The organism is Achromobacter colocynthidis (assembly GCF_057334535.1).
The window spans coordinates 227,034-243,947 of record NZ_JBHFIZ010000037.1 but is presented as its reverse complement, the minus strand read 5'-3'; the positions used below and the strand labels follow the sequence as shown (position 1 = coordinate 243,947).

17 protein-coding genes are annotated in these 16,914 nt (G+C 65.4%); 9 read left to right on the top strand and 8 right to left on the bottom strand.

The window, feature by feature from the left end:
* Window positions 1–46 precede the first annotated feature (46 nt).
* A complete protein-coding gene (locus ACE04A_RS20905; RefSeq protein ID WP_448718054.1) occupies window positions 47–676 on the bottom strand; it encodes a YdcF family protein in 630 nt (209 codons plus the stop codon).
* Between the two features lie 35 nt (window positions 677–711).
* A complete protein-coding gene (locus ACE04A_RS20900) occupies window positions 712–1,995 on the bottom strand; it encodes an XAC2610-related protein (RefSeq protein ID WP_448718056.1) in 1,284 nt (427 codons plus the stop codon).
* A 152-nt stretch (window positions 1,996–2,147) separates the two neighbouring features.
* Between ACE04A_RS20900 and ACE04A_RS20895 the strand changes: the two genes are divergently transcribed.
* A complete protein-coding gene (locus ACE04A_RS20895) occupies window positions 2,148–2,549 on the top strand; it encodes a hypothetical protein (protein ID WP_485820472.1) in 402 nt (133 codons plus the stop codon).
* On the opposite strand, the gene ACE04A_RS20890 is transcribed toward ACE04A_RS20895, so the two are convergent.
* The 3 genes from ACE04A_RS20890 to ACE04A_RS20880 all read right to left on the bottom strand — a co-directional run bounded on the left by ACE04A_RS20890 (window position 2,550) and on the right by ACE04A_RS20880 (window position 4,596).
* On the bottom strand, window positions 2,550–3,167 hold the full coding sequence (locus tag ACE04A_RS20890; RefSeq protein WP_448718057.1) for a hypothetical protein: 618 nt from the start codon (window positions 3,165–3,167) through the stop codon (window positions 2,550–2,552).
* A gap of 52 nt (window positions 3,168–3,219) precedes the next feature.
* The gene (locus tag ACE04A_RS20885) at window positions 3,220–3,621 is read right to left on the bottom strand and encodes a hypothetical protein (RefSeq protein WP_259249842.1); all 402 of its coding nucleotides are present in this window, start codon (window positions 3,619–3,621) and stop codon (window positions 3,220–3,222) included.
* 81 nt (window positions 3,622–3,702) lie between these two features.
* Window positions 3,703–4,596 (bottom strand): LysR family transcriptional regulator, encoded by an 894-nt coding sequence (locus ACE04A_RS20880; protein WP_448718058.1) that lies wholly within the window; start codon window positions 4,594–4,596, stop codon window positions 3,703–3,705.
* Window positions 4,597–4,704: 108 nt separating this feature from the next.
* Here ACE04A_RS20880 and ACE04A_RS20875 point away from each other — a divergent pair, with 108 nt between their 5' ends.
* Window positions 4,705–5,691, top strand: a complete 987-nt coding sequence (locus tag ACE04A_RS20875; protein WP_050450119.1) for a TerC family protein — start codon at window positions 4,705–4,707, stop codon at window positions 5,689–5,691.
* Between the two features lie 194 nt (window positions 5,692–5,885).
* Window positions 5,886–6,677, top strand: a complete 792-nt coding sequence (gene tam, locus ACE04A_RS20870) for a trans-aconitate 2-methyltransferase (protein WP_485820471.1) — start codon at window positions 5,886–5,888, stop codon at window positions 6,675–6,677.
* Here tam and ACE04A_RS20865 read toward each other — a convergent pair.
* Window positions 6,649–7,479 (bottom strand): AraC family transcriptional regulator, encoded by an 831-nt coding sequence (locus ACE04A_RS20865; RefSeq protein ID WP_485820470.1) that lies wholly within the window; start codon window positions 7,477–7,479, stop codon window positions 6,649–6,651. The genes tam and ACE04A_RS20865 overlap by 29 nt on opposite strands.
* Window positions 7,480–7,581: 102 nt before the next feature.
* Here ACE04A_RS20865 and ACE04A_RS20860 point away from each other — a divergent pair, with 102 nt between their 5' ends.
* On the top strand, window positions 7,582–8,829 hold the full coding sequence (locus ACE04A_RS20860) for an MFS transporter (protein ID WP_259249833.1): 1,248 nt from the start codon (window positions 7,582–7,584) through the stop codon (window positions 8,827–8,829).
* A gap of 74 nt (window positions 8,830–8,903) precedes the next feature.
* On the opposite strand, the gene ACE04A_RS20855 is transcribed toward ACE04A_RS20860, so the two are convergent.
* Both ACE04A_RS20855 and ACE04A_RS20850 read right to left on the bottom strand, forming a co-directional pair.
* Window positions 8,904–9,236, bottom strand: a complete 333-nt coding sequence (locus tag ACE04A_RS20855; protein ID WP_259249831.1) for a protealysin inhibitor emfourin — start codon at window positions 9,234–9,236, stop codon at window positions 8,904–8,906.
* Window positions 9,233–10,297, bottom strand: coding sequence for a M4 family metallopeptidase (locus tag ACE04A_RS20850; RefSeq protein ID WP_259249829.1), 1,065 nt, complete (start codon window positions 10,295–10,297; stop codon window positions 9,233–9,235). Before ACE04A_RS20850 ends, ACE04A_RS20855 begins: the two co-directional genes overlap by 4 nt.
* 403 nt (window positions 10,298–10,700) lie before the next feature.
* Between ACE04A_RS20850 and ACE04A_RS20845 the strand changes: the two genes are divergently transcribed.
* From ACE04A_RS20845 to fhuE, 5 genes are all read left to right on the top strand, one after another.
* Window positions 10,701–11,582: a prohibitin family protein gene (locus ACE04A_RS20845; RefSeq protein WP_259251481.1), complete on the top strand. Its 882-nt coding sequence runs from the start codon at window positions 10,701–10,703 to the stop codon at window positions 11,580–11,582.
* A gap of 161 nt (window positions 11,583–11,743) precedes the next feature.
* Window positions 11,744–11,986: a hypothetical protein gene (locus ACE04A_RS20840; protein ID WP_050450109.1), complete on the top strand. Its 243-nt coding sequence runs from the start codon at window positions 11,744–11,746 to the stop codon at window positions 11,984–11,986.
* A 94-nt stretch (window positions 11,987–12,080) separates the two neighbouring features.
* Window positions 12,081–12,584: an RNA polymerase sigma factor gene (locus ACE04A_RS20835; RefSeq protein ID WP_050450110.1), complete on the top strand. Its 504-nt coding sequence runs from the start codon at window positions 12,081–12,083 to the stop codon at window positions 12,582–12,584.
* 11 nt (window positions 12,585–12,595) lie between these two features.
* Entirely contained in the window at window positions 12,596–13,633 is a 1,038-nt protein-coding gene (locus tag ACE04A_RS20830) for a FecR family protein (RefSeq protein ID WP_485820469.1), read from the top strand.
* Between the two features lie 189 nt (window positions 13,634–13,822).
* Window positions 13,823–16,186 carry a ferric-rhodotorulic acid/ferric-coprogen receptor FhuE gene (gene fhuE, locus ACE04A_RS20825; RefSeq protein WP_448718066.1) on the top strand — a complete coding sequence of 788 codons (2,364 nt, stop codon included), beginning with the start codon at window positions 13,823–13,825 and terminating at the stop codon, window positions 16,184–16,186.
* Window positions 16,187–16,914 lie beyond the last annotated feature (728 nt).

Below are 16,914 nucleotides of genomic sequence, written 5' to 3'. Positions count from 1 at the left end.
CGAATAAGGAATGACGGACGTCACCAATACGGAATGACGGACGTCACTATAGCGACCGCCACCCGTACCAGGCTACAGCGGGTAGTTCGCGAAAAACGGAATAGAGATCGCGCCATTCAAAAAACCGGGGATACCCGCCACTGACGTCCGCCACGCCATGGCGGCGCAAGGCCAGCATGGTGCGCGGCAGGTGGAAGTATTGCGTGACGGCCAACGCGCTGGTGTAGCCGTGTTCGCGCATATAGGCGCTGGCGTGGCGTGCGGTGGCCCAGGAATTATTGCCCGCGCTGTCCATCACGATGCGGTCGGCGGGCACGCCGCGCGCCTGCAAGTAGTTGCGCATCACGGCGGCTTCATCGGCGCCGGCCGGGTCGATGCCGCCGCTGACAAAAAGAATGCGGCATTGCCGCGCCGCGTAGCAGTCGTAGGCGCGGTCAAGCCGCGCGGCCAGGCGGGGCGAGGCTTCGCCGCTGGGCAGCACGGTGTTGCCCAACACGATGGCCACGTCGGCGGGGCGCGCGCGGGTAAGCAGGCCGGTGGCAGCCAGGGCGGCGGCGGCCAGGGTCAGCGCGATCAGGACGGCCGACAGCAGGGGGGCGAGGCGGGGGCTTGAAACTCGGAGGGCTGAAACTCGGCTTGAGCGGGTGCGATCAGGTCGAAGAGGCTTGGGTGGCATGGGCGGCACGCTGGTGGATGCACATCACAACGCGCCTATTGCGAGGCGGGCGGTCGTTGCGGCAAGGGGTAATCAAAGCTGATTTCGTTGGACACGATGGGCTGGGCAAGATTGCCTGGGTCGGTCAGTACGACGGCCGCTCGGTACTTGCCCGGCGCCAGCGCGGGCAGGAACGGCACGTTGCTGTAGCCGTTGTCGTTCAGCAGGTAGGCCGGCTTGCCGTCTTCGCCGGCGGCCCAGACGATCGGGTCGCGGGCCAGGCCCAGCGGGTTGGCGGGGGGCAGGGTGTCGGCGTCGCGCTGGTAAAGCGGGTGCAGGATGCGGTGGCCCTGTGCGTTGGTCAGCAGCAGCCAGACACGCGGCGCATTCAAGGCCACGGGCGCGTCACTGGTGTTGGCCACGCTGACGATGAACTGGCCGCCGTCCTCGCCATTCCAGTCGGCCAGCGTGTCGGCAAGATCCAGCGTCAGTGGGCGAGGCGACGACGGCGCCACCAGCCGGTGCTTGTCCACGCGCAGATCCGCATAGCGCACCCACTTCATTACGACGCCCGCCGTCTTGCTGGCGTAGCGCACTTGCAGCCAGTCGGGCGGGCGCAGGGCCACGACGTCCAGGTGTTCGCCTTCGGTGGCGGCCATGGTGGGGGTGGCGTTGACGTCTGGGGTGTCGGTCAGATCCAGCTTGCTGACCGGCACGGCGCCGCCTTCCAGTGGCGAGCCTTCGCCTTCGATGTCGATGCGGTCAATCGACCCGTCTTCACGAAAGCGGTAGCTGAGTTCGGCGGCCTCGCTTTCCAGGCCGAACAGCGCCTGCGTCCCCCAGGACGTGGCACGCGCCGTGCCGTCGGATCGCAGCACGTAGTCTTCGAAGCCGTTGCTGGCGGCGCCATAGCGGCATGCCACATGAATCACGGCTTGTTTTTCGTCGATGACCGGGTTGACGAAGCCTCGGCAAGGGCTGGATGGGTCGGGGTGCACGATTTCCTGGAAAGTCCCATGGTCGGGCCGGTATAGGAAGAGCCGTGCAAAAAGCTGCGTGCTGCCGCCGCTTTGACCCAATATCAGGTCGCGGTAGCCGTCATGGTTGATGTCCACGGCTTGGATCTGGTCGACCGCATCGGCATCGAAGCTGCCCAGCGGCTGCTCGGGGCCATCGCCCACACGCACGGTGGCTTGCTGCGTATCGCCGCTGCTGACGGTGACCACGCCCGGCAGGCCCGTCTTGATGGAAAACGGAACGTTGCGCGGGGCGGCTTGCACCTGCGCCTGCACCTGCCCCGCGCACGCGGCCAATGCGGCCACCAGAAAAATCCGTTTCACGCGCCTCTCCCAGCGTCGATCAAGGGGGGCAATATACCGCAGCGCCGTGCGGGAAAACGAGCAGCGCGCGGCGGCGGGCGGCTTGGCATCTTGAGTAGAATTGACGGTCTGGTGTTGTCCAGGCCTTGTGCGTCGTCGCGCGTTTTTTCGCCATGAACTTTCCCTTTCCCATCCGCCAAGAATGTCCGCCGGGCGCCTGTATGTGCGACCGCGACACCCTGTTGGCGGACCCCGCCGCGGATATCCGCATCCTGCGGCTGACCAAGGAAGAACAAACACGGCTGGTTGCGCGGCTGGAAAACATCAGCAGCCTGGACGACCTGCGCGCCATGCAGGGCCGCATCCAGGCCCAGTTGGGCATCGTGATCGTGATTACGCCCAGCGATAACGAAGTGCGTACGTCTCGCGGCATTGCGATTCAGTTGGAAGACGCGCCGGGCTTGTGCCGCAAGACGCGCACCGCGCTGCCCGCCGCCATACGCCGGGGGTTCGAGAACAAGCCTGAAATCGTCTATGCGCTCTTGAACGAGCGTGACCTGCTTGCCGGCACCTGATCAGTCTTGATTGCACGGCGCCAGCGGCGCTACCGCCGTCGGCGTACGACCGGCCTCGGGCCGCGTGGCGGGCTGTTTGCCGCTGCGCACCGGGTAGCTCAGGATGACGGCGCTGCCGGCCTCCAGCCTGGCGGCATTGGGCGAACCATACGCCACCGTCCAGCCGCGCACGGCCAGCGGCGCCAGCGTGTATTGCAGCGCGGAGCCGGGCGACACGTGCGCCACCTTGCCCGCGAACAGCTCTTGTTGGGGCACGGGTTTTCCGTCGACCAGGGTATAGGTGACGATACGGTCCAGGGCGGCGGATTCGCCGCGCCGCGCCAGGATGGCCGTTTTGTATTTGGTGGGCGGAATGTCCGTCAGGCTGACGTTGACCGGTTCAGTGGCCTGGCCGGCGGCGTTCAGATGCACGCCGGTGACGTCGACACGCGCCAGCGGCGCGGCCCCCGTATTGCGCACCCGCACGCTGTACTGCCCTGACGTGCCGGCAACGGTGCAGATGTCCACGCCGGTATTGCTGGGCGACACCGGCGTGGCTGCCGAGGCGCCCAGGGGTAGCAGGCAAGCCACGGCCAACATGGCGGAAAAAGTCGGGGCGGGGACGGTTCGAGTGGGCAAGGCACGCTCCTGTGTAGGGGCAGCGTACCGGCCGGCGCGTTGCCTGCCGGTATTACACCACCTGGCGGCCAGGCGCCGCGTTGGCCTGCTCGCGCTTGCCCGCCAGCCAGTGCAAGACCATGGCCAGCGCCAGCAGGCCAACCATGATGAAGCCCCAGAAGATCCAGCCAAGCACCGCGATCAAGGTGCCCAGGCTGCCCGCCACCGGCAAGATCTGGTTCAGGCCCTGCGCGGCCCACACCAGGCCGCCTTGCAGCGACGCCAGCCAGGCCGGGTCTACCCAGCCCGCGGCCCACGCGGGCGCAACCCATTGGGACGTGTCCAGCGCGCTGCCCGGCACCTGCGCGGTAGAGATGGTGGCCAGCACCCAGTCGGTCAGTTGCAGGGTCAGCGCCACCAACCCCGTCCAGAGCGCGGCAAGCACGGCGAAGGTGAGCCAGATGATTTTCTTCATTGCAGTGGTACTCCGATTCAAAAGAGGGGCCACGATAAAGCGAATTCTATTTCTAAAAAACCAGAGTACGTGTGACAAACATTAAGAAAAAACCGAAGTCTTGGCGTGCGCCAGCACGGCTTGGACCAAGGGATGGTGCTGGCCACGGCGGTTGCGGATGGCGTGGATTTCTTCATGCACGTCGTCGCAGCGGGCCAGCGGGCGCAGGCCGCGCAGCAGGCCGATATCGTCGCCGCCCAGCCGGCTGAGCGGGAATACGCCCAGCCCGCGCGCGGCAAACACCGACATCAGCGCGCTGTCTTCGAATTCGCCCACCACATTGGGCAGCACGCCCTGTTCGCCGAACCAGCGGTCCAGCGTCTGGCGCAGCACGGAATGGCCGGTGGGCAGCAGCACGGGCAGCCGCTCCAGGCAGCGCGGGAAATCCTGCGTATCGGCCTTGCGCACCAGCCGCGCCGGGCCGTACCAGTCCACCGCCGACGACACCAGGCGGTCGCTGGTCAGGCGCAGGTTGGGGTTGGCGGGCGCGCCCTGGCCGGCCAGCACCAGGTCCAGATGGTGTTGCGCCAGTTCACCCAGCAGCTCTTCCACTTCGCCTTCGTGACAGGTCAGGCGCAGGTCGGGCGTGTCCAGCACGGGGCCCAGCAAGGCGTGCGCCGCCAGCTTCGAGATGCCGTCGGACAGACCCACGGACAGCCGGATGACGGGCTTGGTGGCGGCCGCGCGCACTTCCTGCGGCAGCACATGGCCAATCTGGAAGATCTCTTCGGCGCGCGCGAAAGCGGCCTTGCCGGCGTCGGTCAGGGTCACGCCGCGCCCGGCGGGCTTCAGCAACTGGTGGCCCAGGTTTTTTTCCAGATCGCGCACTTGGGCGCTGATGGTCTGGATGGCCATGTCCAGCCGTTCGGCGGCCCGGGAAAAGCCGCCTTCCTTGGCAACCATCCAGAAGTAATACAGGTGTCGGTAGTTCAGCATGTGCTCGTCTTTACTTCGGTTTTTTCGAACCTTAACTCACTTTCAGGCTGGTTTCTCGGTTGGGCTCAAATCCGGATCATGGGCACCTTCGAACACAGCGGGGCAATCATGGACACTTTGATCACATTCTTCACCAATGACTTTTTAGGGACACCGACCTGGGCCTGGCTCCTGTTCGTGAGCATTGTCGTCAGCCTGCTGGCCTTTGACCTGGGCGTGCTGCACAAGGAAGACCGCGAGATCGGCGTGCGTGAAAGCCTGTTGCTGTCGGGTGGCTACATTACCGCCGCGCTGCTGTTCGGCGGCTGGGTGTGGTGGCAGTTGGGCGCGACCAGCGGCATGGCCTATTACACGGGCTTCATGATCGAGAAATCGCTGTCCATGGACAACGTCTTCGTGATCGCGCTGATCTTCAGCTTCTTCGCGATTCCCCGCCAGTACCAGCATCGCGTGTTGTTCTGGGGCATTCTGGGCGTGATCGTGCTGCGCGCCATCATGATTGGCCTGGGCGCCGCGTTGGTCAGTAACTTTGGCTGGCTGCTGTATTTGTTCGGCGCGTTCCTGGTGTTCACGGGCATCAAGATGTGGATGATTGCCGACCAGACGCCGGACATCGCCACCAACCCGATCCTGAAGTTCCTGAAGCGCCATATGCGTGTGACGGAAGGCCTGCGCGGCAATGCGTTCGTGGTCACCGAAACGGACCCGGCCTCCAACAAGAAGGTGCGCTTTGCGACCCCGCTGCTGCTGGCCCTGGTGCTGATCGAGTTTGTTGACCTGGTGTTCGCGGTGGATTCGGTGCCTGCCATCTTCGCCATCACGACGGACCCGTTCATTGTCTACACCAGCAACATCTTCGCCATCCTGGGCCTGCGTGCGCTGTACTTTGCCCTGGCCGCCATGATCCACCGCTTCCACTACCTGAAGTACGCGCTGGCTCTGGTGCTGGTGTTCATCGGTACGAAGATCTTCCTGGTCGGCTTCATCGGCAAGGTGCCCGCGGCGGTGTCGCTGGGCGTGACCTTCAGCCTGATCTTGGGTGGTGTGTTGTTCTCCTTGTGGAAAACCCGCTCGGATACGTTGACGACGCAGTAAGCGATATCTACGCAGTCCCCAAACCGCCGGCTGGTCCGCCGGTTTTTCATTCCCACCCGCCGGCTTTGTTCGGCGGTTTTTCTTTGCGCTGTGCCATAGGCATTCGATATGAAAAATGGCGTGGCTACGTATTTGTAATATGACACGGCCAGGCGTAGAGTCCCGGCGTATCCGTCCTTCAGCAAGGAGCCGCCATGAGTCACACCACGAGCAACAACAGTTGGTCCGCCAAGCAATATTCCGCCTTTGAAAACGAACGCACCCGGCCCGTGCGCGACCTGGTCGCCGCCTTGCCGAACCAAGCCGTCGGGCTGGCGGTGGACCTGGGCTGCGGGCCGGGCAATTCCACCGAAGTGCTGGCTGCGCGCTACCCCGACGCCGTGGTCACCGGCATGGACAGCTCGCAGGACATGATCGATGCCGCGCGCAAGCGCCTGCCGGGCGTGCAGTTCGAATTGGCCGACATTGCCACCTGGAACCCGCCCCGGCAGTACGACGTGATCCTGGCGAACGCCGCGCTGCAATGGGTGCCCGACCATGCCACGCTGTATCCGCGCCTGGTGGGCAAGCTGGCGCCCGGCGGCAGCCTGGCCGTGCAAACGCCCGACAACATGGAAGAACCCGCGCACCGCCTGGCGCGTCAGGTGGCCGGCGAGGCGCCGTGGGCCGCGAAGACGGGTGGCGTGAAACACCCGCCGCGCCACAGCGCGTCGTGGTACTACGAATTGCTGAAGCCGCATTGCGGCGTGCTGGATGTATGGCGCACCACCTATCACCATCCGCTGGCCGGCGCGGCGGCGGTGGTGGAATGGTTCAAGGGCACGGCGCTGCGGCCGTATCTGGACAAGCTGGACGCCGCCGAGCAGGCGAGCTTTCTGGCGCGCTATCAGGCGCTGATCGCCGAGGCCTATCCCGCGCTGGCGGATGGCACGGTGTTGCTGCCGTTCCCGCGCTTGTTCATCGTGGCCGGGCCGAAGCACGACTAGGCGCGCTGGGCGATGCCGGGTCCTGCGACTTGTCGGCAAAATAGCGGGCCGGGGTTTTGCCCAGTGTCTTCTTGAACATGGTGATGAAGGCGCTGACGGATTCATAGCCCAGGTCTTCGGCGGTGCGCTGCACGGACACGCCTGCCGACAAGCGCTGCAAGGCCACGATGATGTGCAGTTGCTGGCGCCAGCGGCCGAAGCTCATGCCGACCTCTTGCTGCACCAGTCGCGCCAGCGTGCGTTCGCTCATGGCAACGCGCTTGCCCCATTGGGCCACCGTGCTGCGGTCGGCGGGGTCCGCATTCAGCGCGGTGGCGATCTCACGCAGCCGGGGGTGGTCGGACAGCGGCAGATGCAGGCGTTCAGTGGGCATGCGGCGCAGTTGTTCGATCAGCACGTCCGCCAGTTGCCGGTTGGCGCCGGCGGGCCCCTCGGCCGCCGGCAACGCGGCCAGGTGCACGATCAGTTCGCGTACCAAGGGCGTGATCGCCAGCGTGCAGCATTCGTCGGGCAGGCCCGAGGCGTCGGATGGAACGAACAGGAAGTAGACGCGGCCATTGGCGGTAACGCGGTTGCTGTGCGGCACGCCGCCGGTAATCCACACGCCGCATTGGGGCGGCACCATCCATAGCCCTTGCGGCACCGAGCAGGTGACGCCGCCGCGCAGCGCCAGCACAAGCTGGCCCATGTGGTGGCGATGCGTGGGGGATTCGTTGTCGCGGTCCGCCCCGTCCACCGGCATCGCGAAGGCAGGCTGCGAGGTGGAGTCAGGGTCGAAGGGCGTGGGCGGGAACGGATGCATGCGCGGGGGAAAAGGGGGGCGCCGGACTTGGTTGGCTGAATTTCGGGATAGTTTGTCATTGTCTCGAAATTCGGTAAAGGCGCGCCTGCGTAAGCTTGCGGCATGAATCGACTTCCCTCATCTCTTCGTTCCGGCAGCCGTCCGGTGTGGCTCATCCTGGGCATTCTTTGCATCGCCATGGCGTTGCGTGCGCCCATTACGGGCGTGCCGCCGCTGATCGGCATGATCCGTGAACAACTGGGCCTGACGTCCACGGCGGCCGGCATGCTGATCACCTTGCCCTTGCTGGCGTTTGCGGTGGTGTCGCTATTCGCCGCGGGCCTGGCGCGCCGCCATGGCTTGGAGCGCACGCTGTTCGGCGCCATGGTGCTGATTGCGGTCGGCATCGTGGTACGCACGCAGGGCACGGCTGCGGGGCTGTATGTGGGCACGGCCATCATCGGGTCTGGCATTGCCATCGGCAATGTGCTGTTGCCCAGCCTGCTTAAGCGCGACTTTCCGCAGCGCGTTGCCGGGCTGACGTCGGCCTATGTGTTGACGATGAGCATCGCGGCGGGCGTGGCGTCGGCCGTTGCGATTCCGCTGGCGGGCTTGTCCTGGGGGCTGGCCGTGGATGGTTGGCGCTTTTCCACGCTGTGCCTGTTGGTCTTGCCGGTGGCCAGCATGCTGTTGTGGCTGCCGCAGTTGACGCATCACACGCCGCCGGCTTCCACCACCGCGCATGCGCCGCACGGCGGCCGCCTGTGGCATTCGCCGCTGGCCTGGCAGGTGACCTTGTACCTGGGCATCAACTCTTTCGTGTTCTATGTGGGCGTCAGTTGGCTGCCGGCCATTTTGCGCGATGCCGGCTATTCGGCCGAGCGCGCCGGCTCGCTGCATGGACTGCTGCAACTCATGTCCGCCGGCCCCGCCTTGTTCCTGGCGCCGGTGGTGCGCCGTCTGAAAGACCAGCGCGGCGCGGCGTTCTGCGCGGCCGCGTCGTCCTTGGTGGCGTTCGTGGGCCTGATCGCCGTGCCGGGTTGGGCAACGGCGTGGATCGTGCTGCTGGGGCTGGGCACGGGCGGCGGCATCATTTTGGGTTTGGCCTTCGTGGGCCTGCGTGCGCGCCACGCGCAGCAGGCGGCGGCCTTGTCGGGCATGGCGCAGTGCGTTGGCTATCTGTTCGCCGCCAGCGGCCCCGCCTTGATGGGTGCGCTGCATGACCGTTTGGGCGGATGGAGCGTGGCTCTGGGGCTGTGCGCCGCCTTGTGCGTGGCGATGGCCGTCGTCGGCCTGTACGCGGGCCGCGCCATCCAGATCGGCGGGCCGCGCGCGTCGGCGCCGCAGCCGGTGTCCACCACGGCGCGTTAGGCGGCGGACGCTACGGGGCGGTGCTGCAGGTGGCCATGCTGCCGGAGGCAATGCGCCACGTGGTGACCAAACCCTCAGCTTAGGGGCGCGGCGTGCGCCTTCCATAGCCGCATCAGCGTGTCGGGCGCGTCGGCTTCGGGCACGTCGAAACTGATGGCGCTTTGCTCGTCGCGGTCCAGCACGATTTCGATATGGAAGTAGCGTTGGTCGCCGCCCGCTTGCGCGCAGTCCGGCACCGCACGCGGGGCCGCGCGTTGCAGCGCGTCGCCAACCTCCTGGCGCACCTCGGGGGCGCAGGTGGCCAAGTTGATACTGCGCGGTTGCGTAAGGGCGGGCAGGTACGCCACGCCACCTTCGCGGGTCAGCCGTACCAGCAGCACCAGATCCAGGGGGGGCAGTTCGATCATGGCAGGACTCCTACGGCGGCCCAGGCTTGTGCCACCGCGGTTTGCACGTCTGCGTCGTGGCGTTCGGCGGCCACGGTCGACGTCAGGGTAGCGAAGGCCTTGAAGTCGGCATCGTGGCGCAGGCGCTTGTCGCACAGCGTGTCGTACCAGACGCGCCCGGCGCCTTTCCACGCCGGCCCGTCCAGTGAGGTCGCCGCCAGGAAAAACGCGCGGTTCGGAATGCCGGAATTGATGTGCACGCCGCCGTTGTCGCGCGGGGTATCAACGTAGTCGCGCATGTGGGCGGGTTGCGGGTCTTTGCCCAACGCCGGGTCGTCGTAGGCGCTGCCGGGTTCCGACATGGATCGCAGCGCGCGCGCATTGACCTTCTCGGTGAACAGCCCCGCGCCCACCAGCCAATCCGCTTGCCGCGCGTTTTGGCCCAGCGCGTACTGCTTGACCAGCGCGCCGAACACGTCGCACAGCGATTCGTTCAGGGCGCCGGACTGGCCTTGGTAGAGCAGGGCGGCTTCGGAGTCGATCACGCCGTGCGTGAGTTCATGGCCGATGATGTCGACGGCCACGGTGAAGCGGTTGAAGATCTCGCCGTCGCCATCACCAAAGACCATCTGCGCGCCATTCCAGAAGGCGTTTTCGTAGTCCTCGCCGTAATGCACGGTGCCCACCAGCGGCAGCCCGTGGCCGTCGATGGAATGGCGCTTGTAGATGTCCCAAAACAGTTTGTAGGTGGCGCCCAGGTGCGCATAGGCCTCGTCCACCGCCACGTCGCCGCTGGCCGGGCGGCCTTCGGCGCGCACCAGCGTGCCGGGCAAGGTGGTGGTGTTTTGCGCGTCGTGTACCGCGCGTTCCGGCACGCCGGGAGGCGAGCGCGAGGCGGACGGTGATGGCGTGGCGCGCGAGGGTTGCGCCGACATTTCGCGCAAGCCCCGCTGCTGCTGGTCGATGATCAGGGTCTTGACGGCGGGCATGCTGACGCGCGCGTCGCTGTGTTGCGCCAGGCGGTCCAGCACGTAGGGGGGTATCACGCCAATCAAGGGGGTGGACTCGGAAGGACGAGGCATTCGGTCTCCATCTTTGGCGCCGGACGCTTGCCGGCGGGGCGAAACTTCACGGTAGCAGATGGCCCAAAGCGGATGGCGTAACAGTCTGCGGCCTGATGCGAGCAAGCGTGCGAGGGCGCGCGCGCGGCGCTGTCGAACCCATGCAATTACCGTCATTCGATGGCTCGCAACGTCTAGAAATGTCTGGCAACATTGCGGGCGCATTGGATGCTTAATCCGTCCCTTTCAGGGGCTAGAATCCGGTGCTTCTTTTCCGGGGGGGACGCGCGATGAGGTATTTCCTGATCTTGGTAGGGGCGGCCGTGGTCGCTTATTTGCTCGCGCGAGGCATCGCGGCCGTGCTCTCGGACCGTAAACGTACAAAATCAGAAAAGGACTCGAAGTGAAGCCGACAGATATTCAGATGGTCAAGACGATTGGCGCGGTCAAGCCGCGCAACATCAAGGTCGCCATCATTACCGGCCTGCTTTTTCTGCTGATCCTTTTCATTGCTTTCGGTTCATGGTTCCAGGTAGACCAGGGCGAGCGCGGCGTGGTGCTGCGCAACGGCAAGCTGGTGCGCGTGTCGGAACCCGGGCTGGATTTCAAGACGCCGTTCATCGACAACGTGATGATGGTGTCGGTGCGCGACCACACGTTCGTGTTCGAGAAGCTGGAAGCCTATAGCTACGACCAGCAGCCGGCGCAACTGCGCGTGTCCGTCACCTACCGCGTGCCGCCCGAGCACGTGGCCGAGCTCTATTCGGAATACGGCACCATCGAGAATCTGCAGATGCGCGTGCTGGAACGCAAGACGCCCGATGCCGTGAAGAACGTGTTCGGCCAGTACACCGCCGTGCGCGCCATCCAGGAACGCCAGAAGCTGGGCCTGGATGTGAACACCGCCGTGCTCAAGACGATGGACGGCGCGCCGGTGCAGGTGGTGGGCGTGCAAATCGAGGAAGTGGGTTTCTCGCAGGCTTACGAGCATTCCATCGAACAGCGCATGCTGGCCCAGGTGCAGATCGAGACCACGCGCCAGCAGAAAGAAACGGCCATGATCAACGCCGAGATCCAGGTGGTCAAAGCGCGTGCCGAGGCCGATGCGCGTCGCCAGCAATTCACGGCAGAGGCCGACGGCATCCGCATGCGCGGCGACGCCGAGGCGGCGTCGATTCGCGCCAAGGCCGAAGCCTTGGCCGCCAACACCAATCTGGTGAGCCTGAACGCCGTTGAGAAGTGGGACGGCGTACTGCCGGCCACGCAGGTGCCCGGCTCGGCCCTGCCGTTCATTGGCATTAAATAAAGGTGTACCTGGCGTAATCCTAGGGATATCCCTCTGTCAAGAATTGCAAAGCGGGCGCAAGGTGGCTTCATGGGCACACGAAGCACGCTTTACGATGAAGCGGCGTCGGGCCATGAAGGGGCCGGCGCGCTTGCCTAACCGCTTCAGCAAAGGAGACGTGGATGTCGCAGTTGGATTGGACGTCCGGCGATACCGCGCCGGACCGGCAGGGCTACTACGAAACACGCTTTGATACGGGACGCACCGCCATCACGCTATACAGCGTGCTGGGCTGGATGCCGGTGAAGACGCCCGGCAACATGGTGAGTTGGCGGCCGTTGCCGCCAGCGGCCGAGCGGGAAGAGGCCGAACGCCACATTCAGGAAATACGCGCGGCGCAAGCCCATATCCCGATGGATTACTAGCCGGACCGTCGGGCGCTTGAAATCAGTGGTTGCGATAATGAGAATTATTTGTAAAATTCGCCACCCTGTTTTTTTGACTGCCCCCGCCCGGCTCATGTCCCGCTCTTCCTCCCCTCGCACCGGCTGGCTCGCCTATTACGACGAGCTGGTGGGCGTATGGAGCCGCCGCACGGGCAACCGACACGACGCCGAAGACGCCGCGCACGACGCCATTGAACGCCTGCTGAAGGCCGACGCCAGCGTGGCGCTCAAGGCGCGCGGCTATCTGTTTCAGGCGGCGGGGCATCGGCTGATTGATCGCTGGCGGCGGCAGGACCGCGCCGAACACGTGCCGTGGGACGAACTGGACGAAGCCGATCAACTGAGGGTGGATGACCCCGAGGCGTCCTTGCGCGCGTCGCGGCTGGCCGACGACCTGGCCAATGTGCTGGCGGAATTGCCGCCCAAGTGCCGCCAGGCTTTCGTGCTGAACCGCATCGAAGGCTGGACGCAGGCCGAAGTGGCGCAGCACATGGGCCTGTCCAAGAATATGATCGAGCGCTACGTCATGCGCGCCATCGAGCATGTGCGCGACCGGCTGCGTGACCACACCCCATGACGATGTCTTTCATGAACAATCGCGATGAACCGCGCGAACCCGCCACCGCCGCGTGGTGGTTCGCGCGCTGGCATTCGGGCGAGCTGACGCGCCGCGCCCGGCGCGCGTTTGCCCGGTGGCGGCGCGAGCACCCCGAGGGGGCGCGCGAGTTCGACCGCATGCAGCAGTTGGGAAGCGCGGCGGCAGGTCTGTCGCGCAGCCAGGTGGAATCCCTGCTTGGCGGACCGGTGCCGGCGCGGCCGGGTGCGGTGCGGCGGAAAGCGCCATCCCAACGCCTGTTCTCCTTGCGCATTGCCCTGGCCTGTGCGGCCGTGGCCGTGGTGGCCTTGGGCGTGTGGTGGAGCATGCCGGTGCAGGCGCCCACGTTCACCACGCTGGTCAGCACCGACCGCGGTGAACGCCGCCAACTGAGCTTGCCCGACGGTTCCGTGCTGGAGGTCAACGGCGACACACGCGCCCAGGTCAAGCTATATGCCGAACGCCGCGACGTGGTGCTGGAGCAAGGCGAAATCAATTTCACGGTTGCCGCCGATGCGGCGCGTCCCTTCACCGTGGATGCCGGCAGCGGCGTGGTGCGCGTGACGGGCACGGTGTTCGACGTGCGCCGCGACGCCGATCAGGTGCGGGTGCTGGTGGAGTCGGGCACGGTGCAGGTGTCGGGCGGCCATTGGTGGAACCTGGGCCATGCGGTGCTGCGGGCGGGCCATGGCATCCGCGTGCCGGGCAGCGGCGCGATCGGCGTGCCCGCGCCCGCCGATGTATCGACCGACACGGCTTGGCGCGAAGGCCGCGTGGTGTTCAAGAACGCGCCGCTTGTCGACGTGGTGCAGGAAATGAACCGCTATTTGGCGACGCCGCTCCGGCTGGCGGACGACAAGGCGGGGCGCCTGCGCGTGTCGGCCTCGTTCACGCTGGACCGGCCCGAGGCGCTGGTCGACGCCTTGCCCGCGGTGGCGCCGGTGCGGCTGACCCCGCGCCCCGGCGGGCCGATCGATATTTACGTCAATACCCATGCCAGTCCTGGCGACGCCGCCACGGTTACAAAATAAATGGGAATGAGATTCAGGTTTATCCGCGTTTGATTCGTTCTACGAAGGAAGGCAAGGGCGCCGAGCTTCTTTGACCGGCCCCCGCCACCCCCGTCCAACGTTGAACCGAAACAGCAGGTAGTCGTGACTCTCTTTGCACACAGGTATTCCCATGCGGCGCCGCGCCGCGCCGGCGCAGCCCCGCGCTTCATGCATTCTTCCCTGGTGGTGGCGTTGAGCCTGGCGCTGGGGGTGGGGCTGGGCGTGATACCGGATGCCGCGCAGGCGCAGAACGCGCCGGTGTCGATCAATATCGGCGCGCAGCCCTTGGGCGACGCGCTGCTGCAATGGGCGGCCCAGACCAAGGTGCGCGTGTTCTACGCGCCCGACGTGGTCGCCGGCCTGAACACCCGTGGGCTGCGCGGCAGCCTGGCGCCCGAAGAAGCCTTGCGCGGCCTGCTGCAAGGCACGGGCGTGACGTACCGCTGGCAAGGCGACAGCATCATCCTGGCGCGCGACGCCGGCGTGGCCAGCCTGGCGCCCGTGACGGTGCTGGGCAATTCGGATCCGACGGTGACCGAGGGCACGGGTTCCTACACCACCCCGGCCTCGTCGGCGGCCACCGGCCTGACGCTGTCGCTGCGCGAGACGCCGCAGTCCGTCAGCGTGGTGACGCGCCAGCGCATCGATGACCAGAACCTGCGTTCGCTGGACGAGGTGATGGGCAACGTGGTGGGCGTGCAGGTCGTCAGCGAAGACACCGATCGCACCGACTTCTGGTCGCGCGGCTTCTACATCGACAGCCTGCAATACGACGGCGTGCCCACGACCATCGGCCTGTCGATGTATGGCGAATCCGATAACGATTCCTTCATCTACGACCGCATTGAAGTGGTGCGCGGCGCAACGGGCTTGATGACCGGCGCGGGCAACCCCGGCGCGTCGATCAACCTGGTGCGCAAGCACGCCAACAGCAAGACCTTCACGGGCTCGGTCAGCGCGGGCTTCGGCTCGTGGAACCAGTATCGCGGCACGCTGGACATGTCCACGCCGCTGAACGAGGCTGGCACGGTGCGCGCCCGCATGGTCGCGCTGTACCAGGGCCGCGATTCCTATATCGACCTCTACCAGGCCAACAAGAAGGTGTTCTACGGCGTGATCGACGCCGACCTCACGCCCAACACCACCTTGAGCGTGGGTGCCGACTACCAGGACAAGCGTCCGCGCGGTTCAACCTGGGGCAGCCTGCCCGTGGTGTTCAGCGACGGCACCGCCACCGATTGGCGGCGGTCCAAGACCACCGCGGCGGACTGGACGTATTGGCACACCACCAACCAGACCATGTTCGCCACGCTGTCGCACCGTTTTGACAGCGACTGGGAAGTGCGCGCGGACTGGTCGCAGCGCAAGAGCAAGTACGACGCCAAGCTGCTGTACCTGTACGGCGCGCTGGACCGCGAGACGGGCACGGGCCTGCGGGCGCTGCCGGGCTACTGGAATTCCTACGCGCAACAGACCTCGCTGGATGTGCAGGCCAAGGGCCCGTTCACGCTGCTTGGCCGCAAGCATGAGGCGGTGGTGGGTGCCATGCGCAGCCGGTATGGTGAAGACTTCTACCGCTACGGCTTCGACAGCGCGTCGCTCGCCAGCACCGGCAACTTCTACCAATGGGACGGCTCGTTTGCCCAACCCACGTGGACGGACGCGACCCTGCGCGGCACGGTCACGCACCAAGAGGGCGCGTATGCCGCCGTCCGCTGGTCGCTGACCGACAGCCTTACCGCCATCACGGGCGGGCGCTACGCCACCTGGCAATCCAAGTCCGACACGCGCGACCAGAAAGATTCGCAGTTCATACCCTACGCGGGCGTGGTCTACGACATCAACAACACCTATTCCACCTACGTCAGCTACACGGATATCTTCCAACCGCAGGAGAACCGCGACCGCAACGGCAATTACCTGGACCCGGTGCAAGGCCAGAACTACGAAGTGGGCGTCAAGGGCGAATACCTGGACGGCAGGTTGAACACGTCGATTGCGCTGTTCAAGGTCAAGCAGAGCAAGGTCGCGGTGCTGGACGGCGACGCGCTGGTGCCAGGCTCGTTCGAACAGGCCTACACCACCGCCGACGGCGTCACGACCAAGGGCGTGGAACTGGAAGTTAGCGGCATGCTGGCGCCGGGCTGGAACGCCTACGCGGGCGGCACGTATTACACCAGCCGCGATGCCCAGGGCGTGTCCGTGAACACCGAGCGCCCGAGAGCAATGGCCAAGCTGTTCACCACCTACCGCTTGCCCGGCGACTGGAGCAAACTGACCGTGGGCGGCGGCGTCAACTGGCAGATTTCAACGTATAGCCAGGTCAGCGCGGGCAGCGATACGGTCACCGCCAAGCAAAAGGCCTATGCGATTTACAACCTGATGGCGCGGTATGACTTCAGCTCGGCCTTGTCGGCGCAGTTGAACGTGAATAATTTGTTCGACAAGAAGTACTACCTGGGCGGCGTGGCGAGCCAGGTGTATTACGGCGAACCCAGAAGCGTGTTCGTGAACCTGACGGCGAAGTTCTGACAAGGCGGGGATGGGGGGATGGGGCGGCGTGGGGATGGGGCAGGATGATGTGGCGGGGCGATGGGGCGGCGGGGGGATGGGGCGGGATGATGGGTTCCGCGCGATCGGCGCAATCTTCTTGCCCAGGCCAACCCGCGCTGCACCCATCCTACATTCCGCGTGCCGACACGATCGTAGGATGGGTGTAGCGCGAGATTGTTCAAAGAAGAAAGAGATCGCACAACGCGCAAACCCATCAAGCAACGCCGAATTCTCAACGGGTTCAGCCACAAGGCGCATGATGGGTTCCGCGCGATCGCCGTAATCTTCTTGCCCAGGCCAACCCGCGCTGCACCCATCCTACATTCCGCGTGCCGACACGATCGTAGGATGGGTGTAGCGCGAGATTGTTCAAAGAAGAAAGAGATCGCACAACGCGCAAACCCATCAAGCAACGCCGAATTCTCAACGGGTTCAGCCACAAGGCGCATGATGGGTTCCGCGCGATCGCCGTAATCTTCTTGCCCAGGCCAACCCGCGCTGCACCCATCCTACATTCCGCGTGCCGACACGATCGTAGGATGGGTGTAGCGCGAGATTGTTCAAAGAAGAAAGAGATCGCACAACGCGCAAACCCATCAAGCAACGCCGAATTCTCAACGGGTTCAGCCACAAGGCGCATGATGGGTTCCGCGCGATCGCCGTAATCTTCTTGCCCAGGCCAACCCGCGCTGCACCCATCCTACATT

Excerpts from the sequence above, each read along its gene's own strand:
- ACE04A_RS20905 (WP_448718054.1), bottom strand. The coding sequence starts at position 676 with ATGCCACCCAAGCCTCTTCGACCTGATCGCACCCGCTCAAGCCGAGTT.
- ACE04A_RS20895 (WP_485820472.1), top strand. The coding sequence starts at position 2,148 with ATGAACTTTCCCTTTCCCATCCGCCAAGAATGTCCGCCGGGCGCCTGT.
- ACE04A_RS20885 (WP_259249842.1), bottom strand. The coding sequence starts at position 3,621 with ATGAAGAAAATCATCTGGCTCACCTTCGCCGTGCTTGCCGCGCTCTGG.
- ACE04A_RS20880 (WP_448718058.1), bottom strand. The coding sequence starts at position 4,596 with ATGCTGAACTACCGACACCTGTATTACTTCTGGATGGTTGCCAAGGAA.
- ACE04A_RS20875 (WP_050450119.1), top strand. The coding sequence starts at position 4,705 with ATGGACACTTTGATCACATTCTTCACCAATGACTTTTTAGGGACACCG.
- tam (WP_485820471.1), top strand. The coding sequence starts at position 5,886 with ATGAGTCACACCACGAGCAACAACAGTTGGTCCGCCAAGCAATATTCC.
- ACE04A_RS20865 (WP_485820470.1), bottom strand. The coding sequence starts at position 7,479 with ATGCATCCGTTCCCGCCCACGCCCTTCGACCCTGACTCCACCTCGCAG.
- ACE04A_RS20860 (WP_259249833.1), top strand. The coding sequence starts at position 7,582 with ATGAATCGACTTCCCTCATCTCTTCGTTCCGGCAGCCGTCCGGTGTGG.
- ACE04A_RS20855 (WP_259249831.1), bottom strand. The coding sequence starts at position 9,236 with ATGATCGAACTGCCCCCCCTGGATCTGGTGCTGCTGGTACGGCTGACC.
- ACE04A_RS20850 (WP_259249829.1), bottom strand. The coding sequence starts at position 10,297 with ATGCCTCGTCCTTCCGAGTCCACCCCCTTGATTGGCGTGATACCCCCC.
- ACE04A_RS20845 (WP_259251481.1), top strand. The coding sequence starts at position 10,701 with ATGGTCAAGACGATTGGCGCGGTCAAGCCGCGCAACATCAAGGTCGCC.
- ACE04A_RS20840 (WP_050450109.1), top strand. The coding sequence starts at position 11,744 with ATGTCGCAGTTGGATTGGACGTCCGGCGATACCGCGCCGGACCGGCAG.
- ACE04A_RS20835 (WP_050450110.1), top strand. The coding sequence starts at position 12,081 with ATGTCCCGCTCTTCCTCCCCTCGCACCGGCTGGCTCGCCTATTACGAC.
- ACE04A_RS20830 (WP_485820469.1), top strand. The coding sequence starts at position 12,596 with ATGAACAATCGCGATGAACCGCGCGAACCCGCCACCGCCGCGTGGTGG.
- fhuE (WP_448718066.1), top strand. The coding sequence starts at position 13,823 with ATGCATTCTTCCCTGGTGGTGGCGTTGAGCCTGGCGCTGGGGGTGGGG.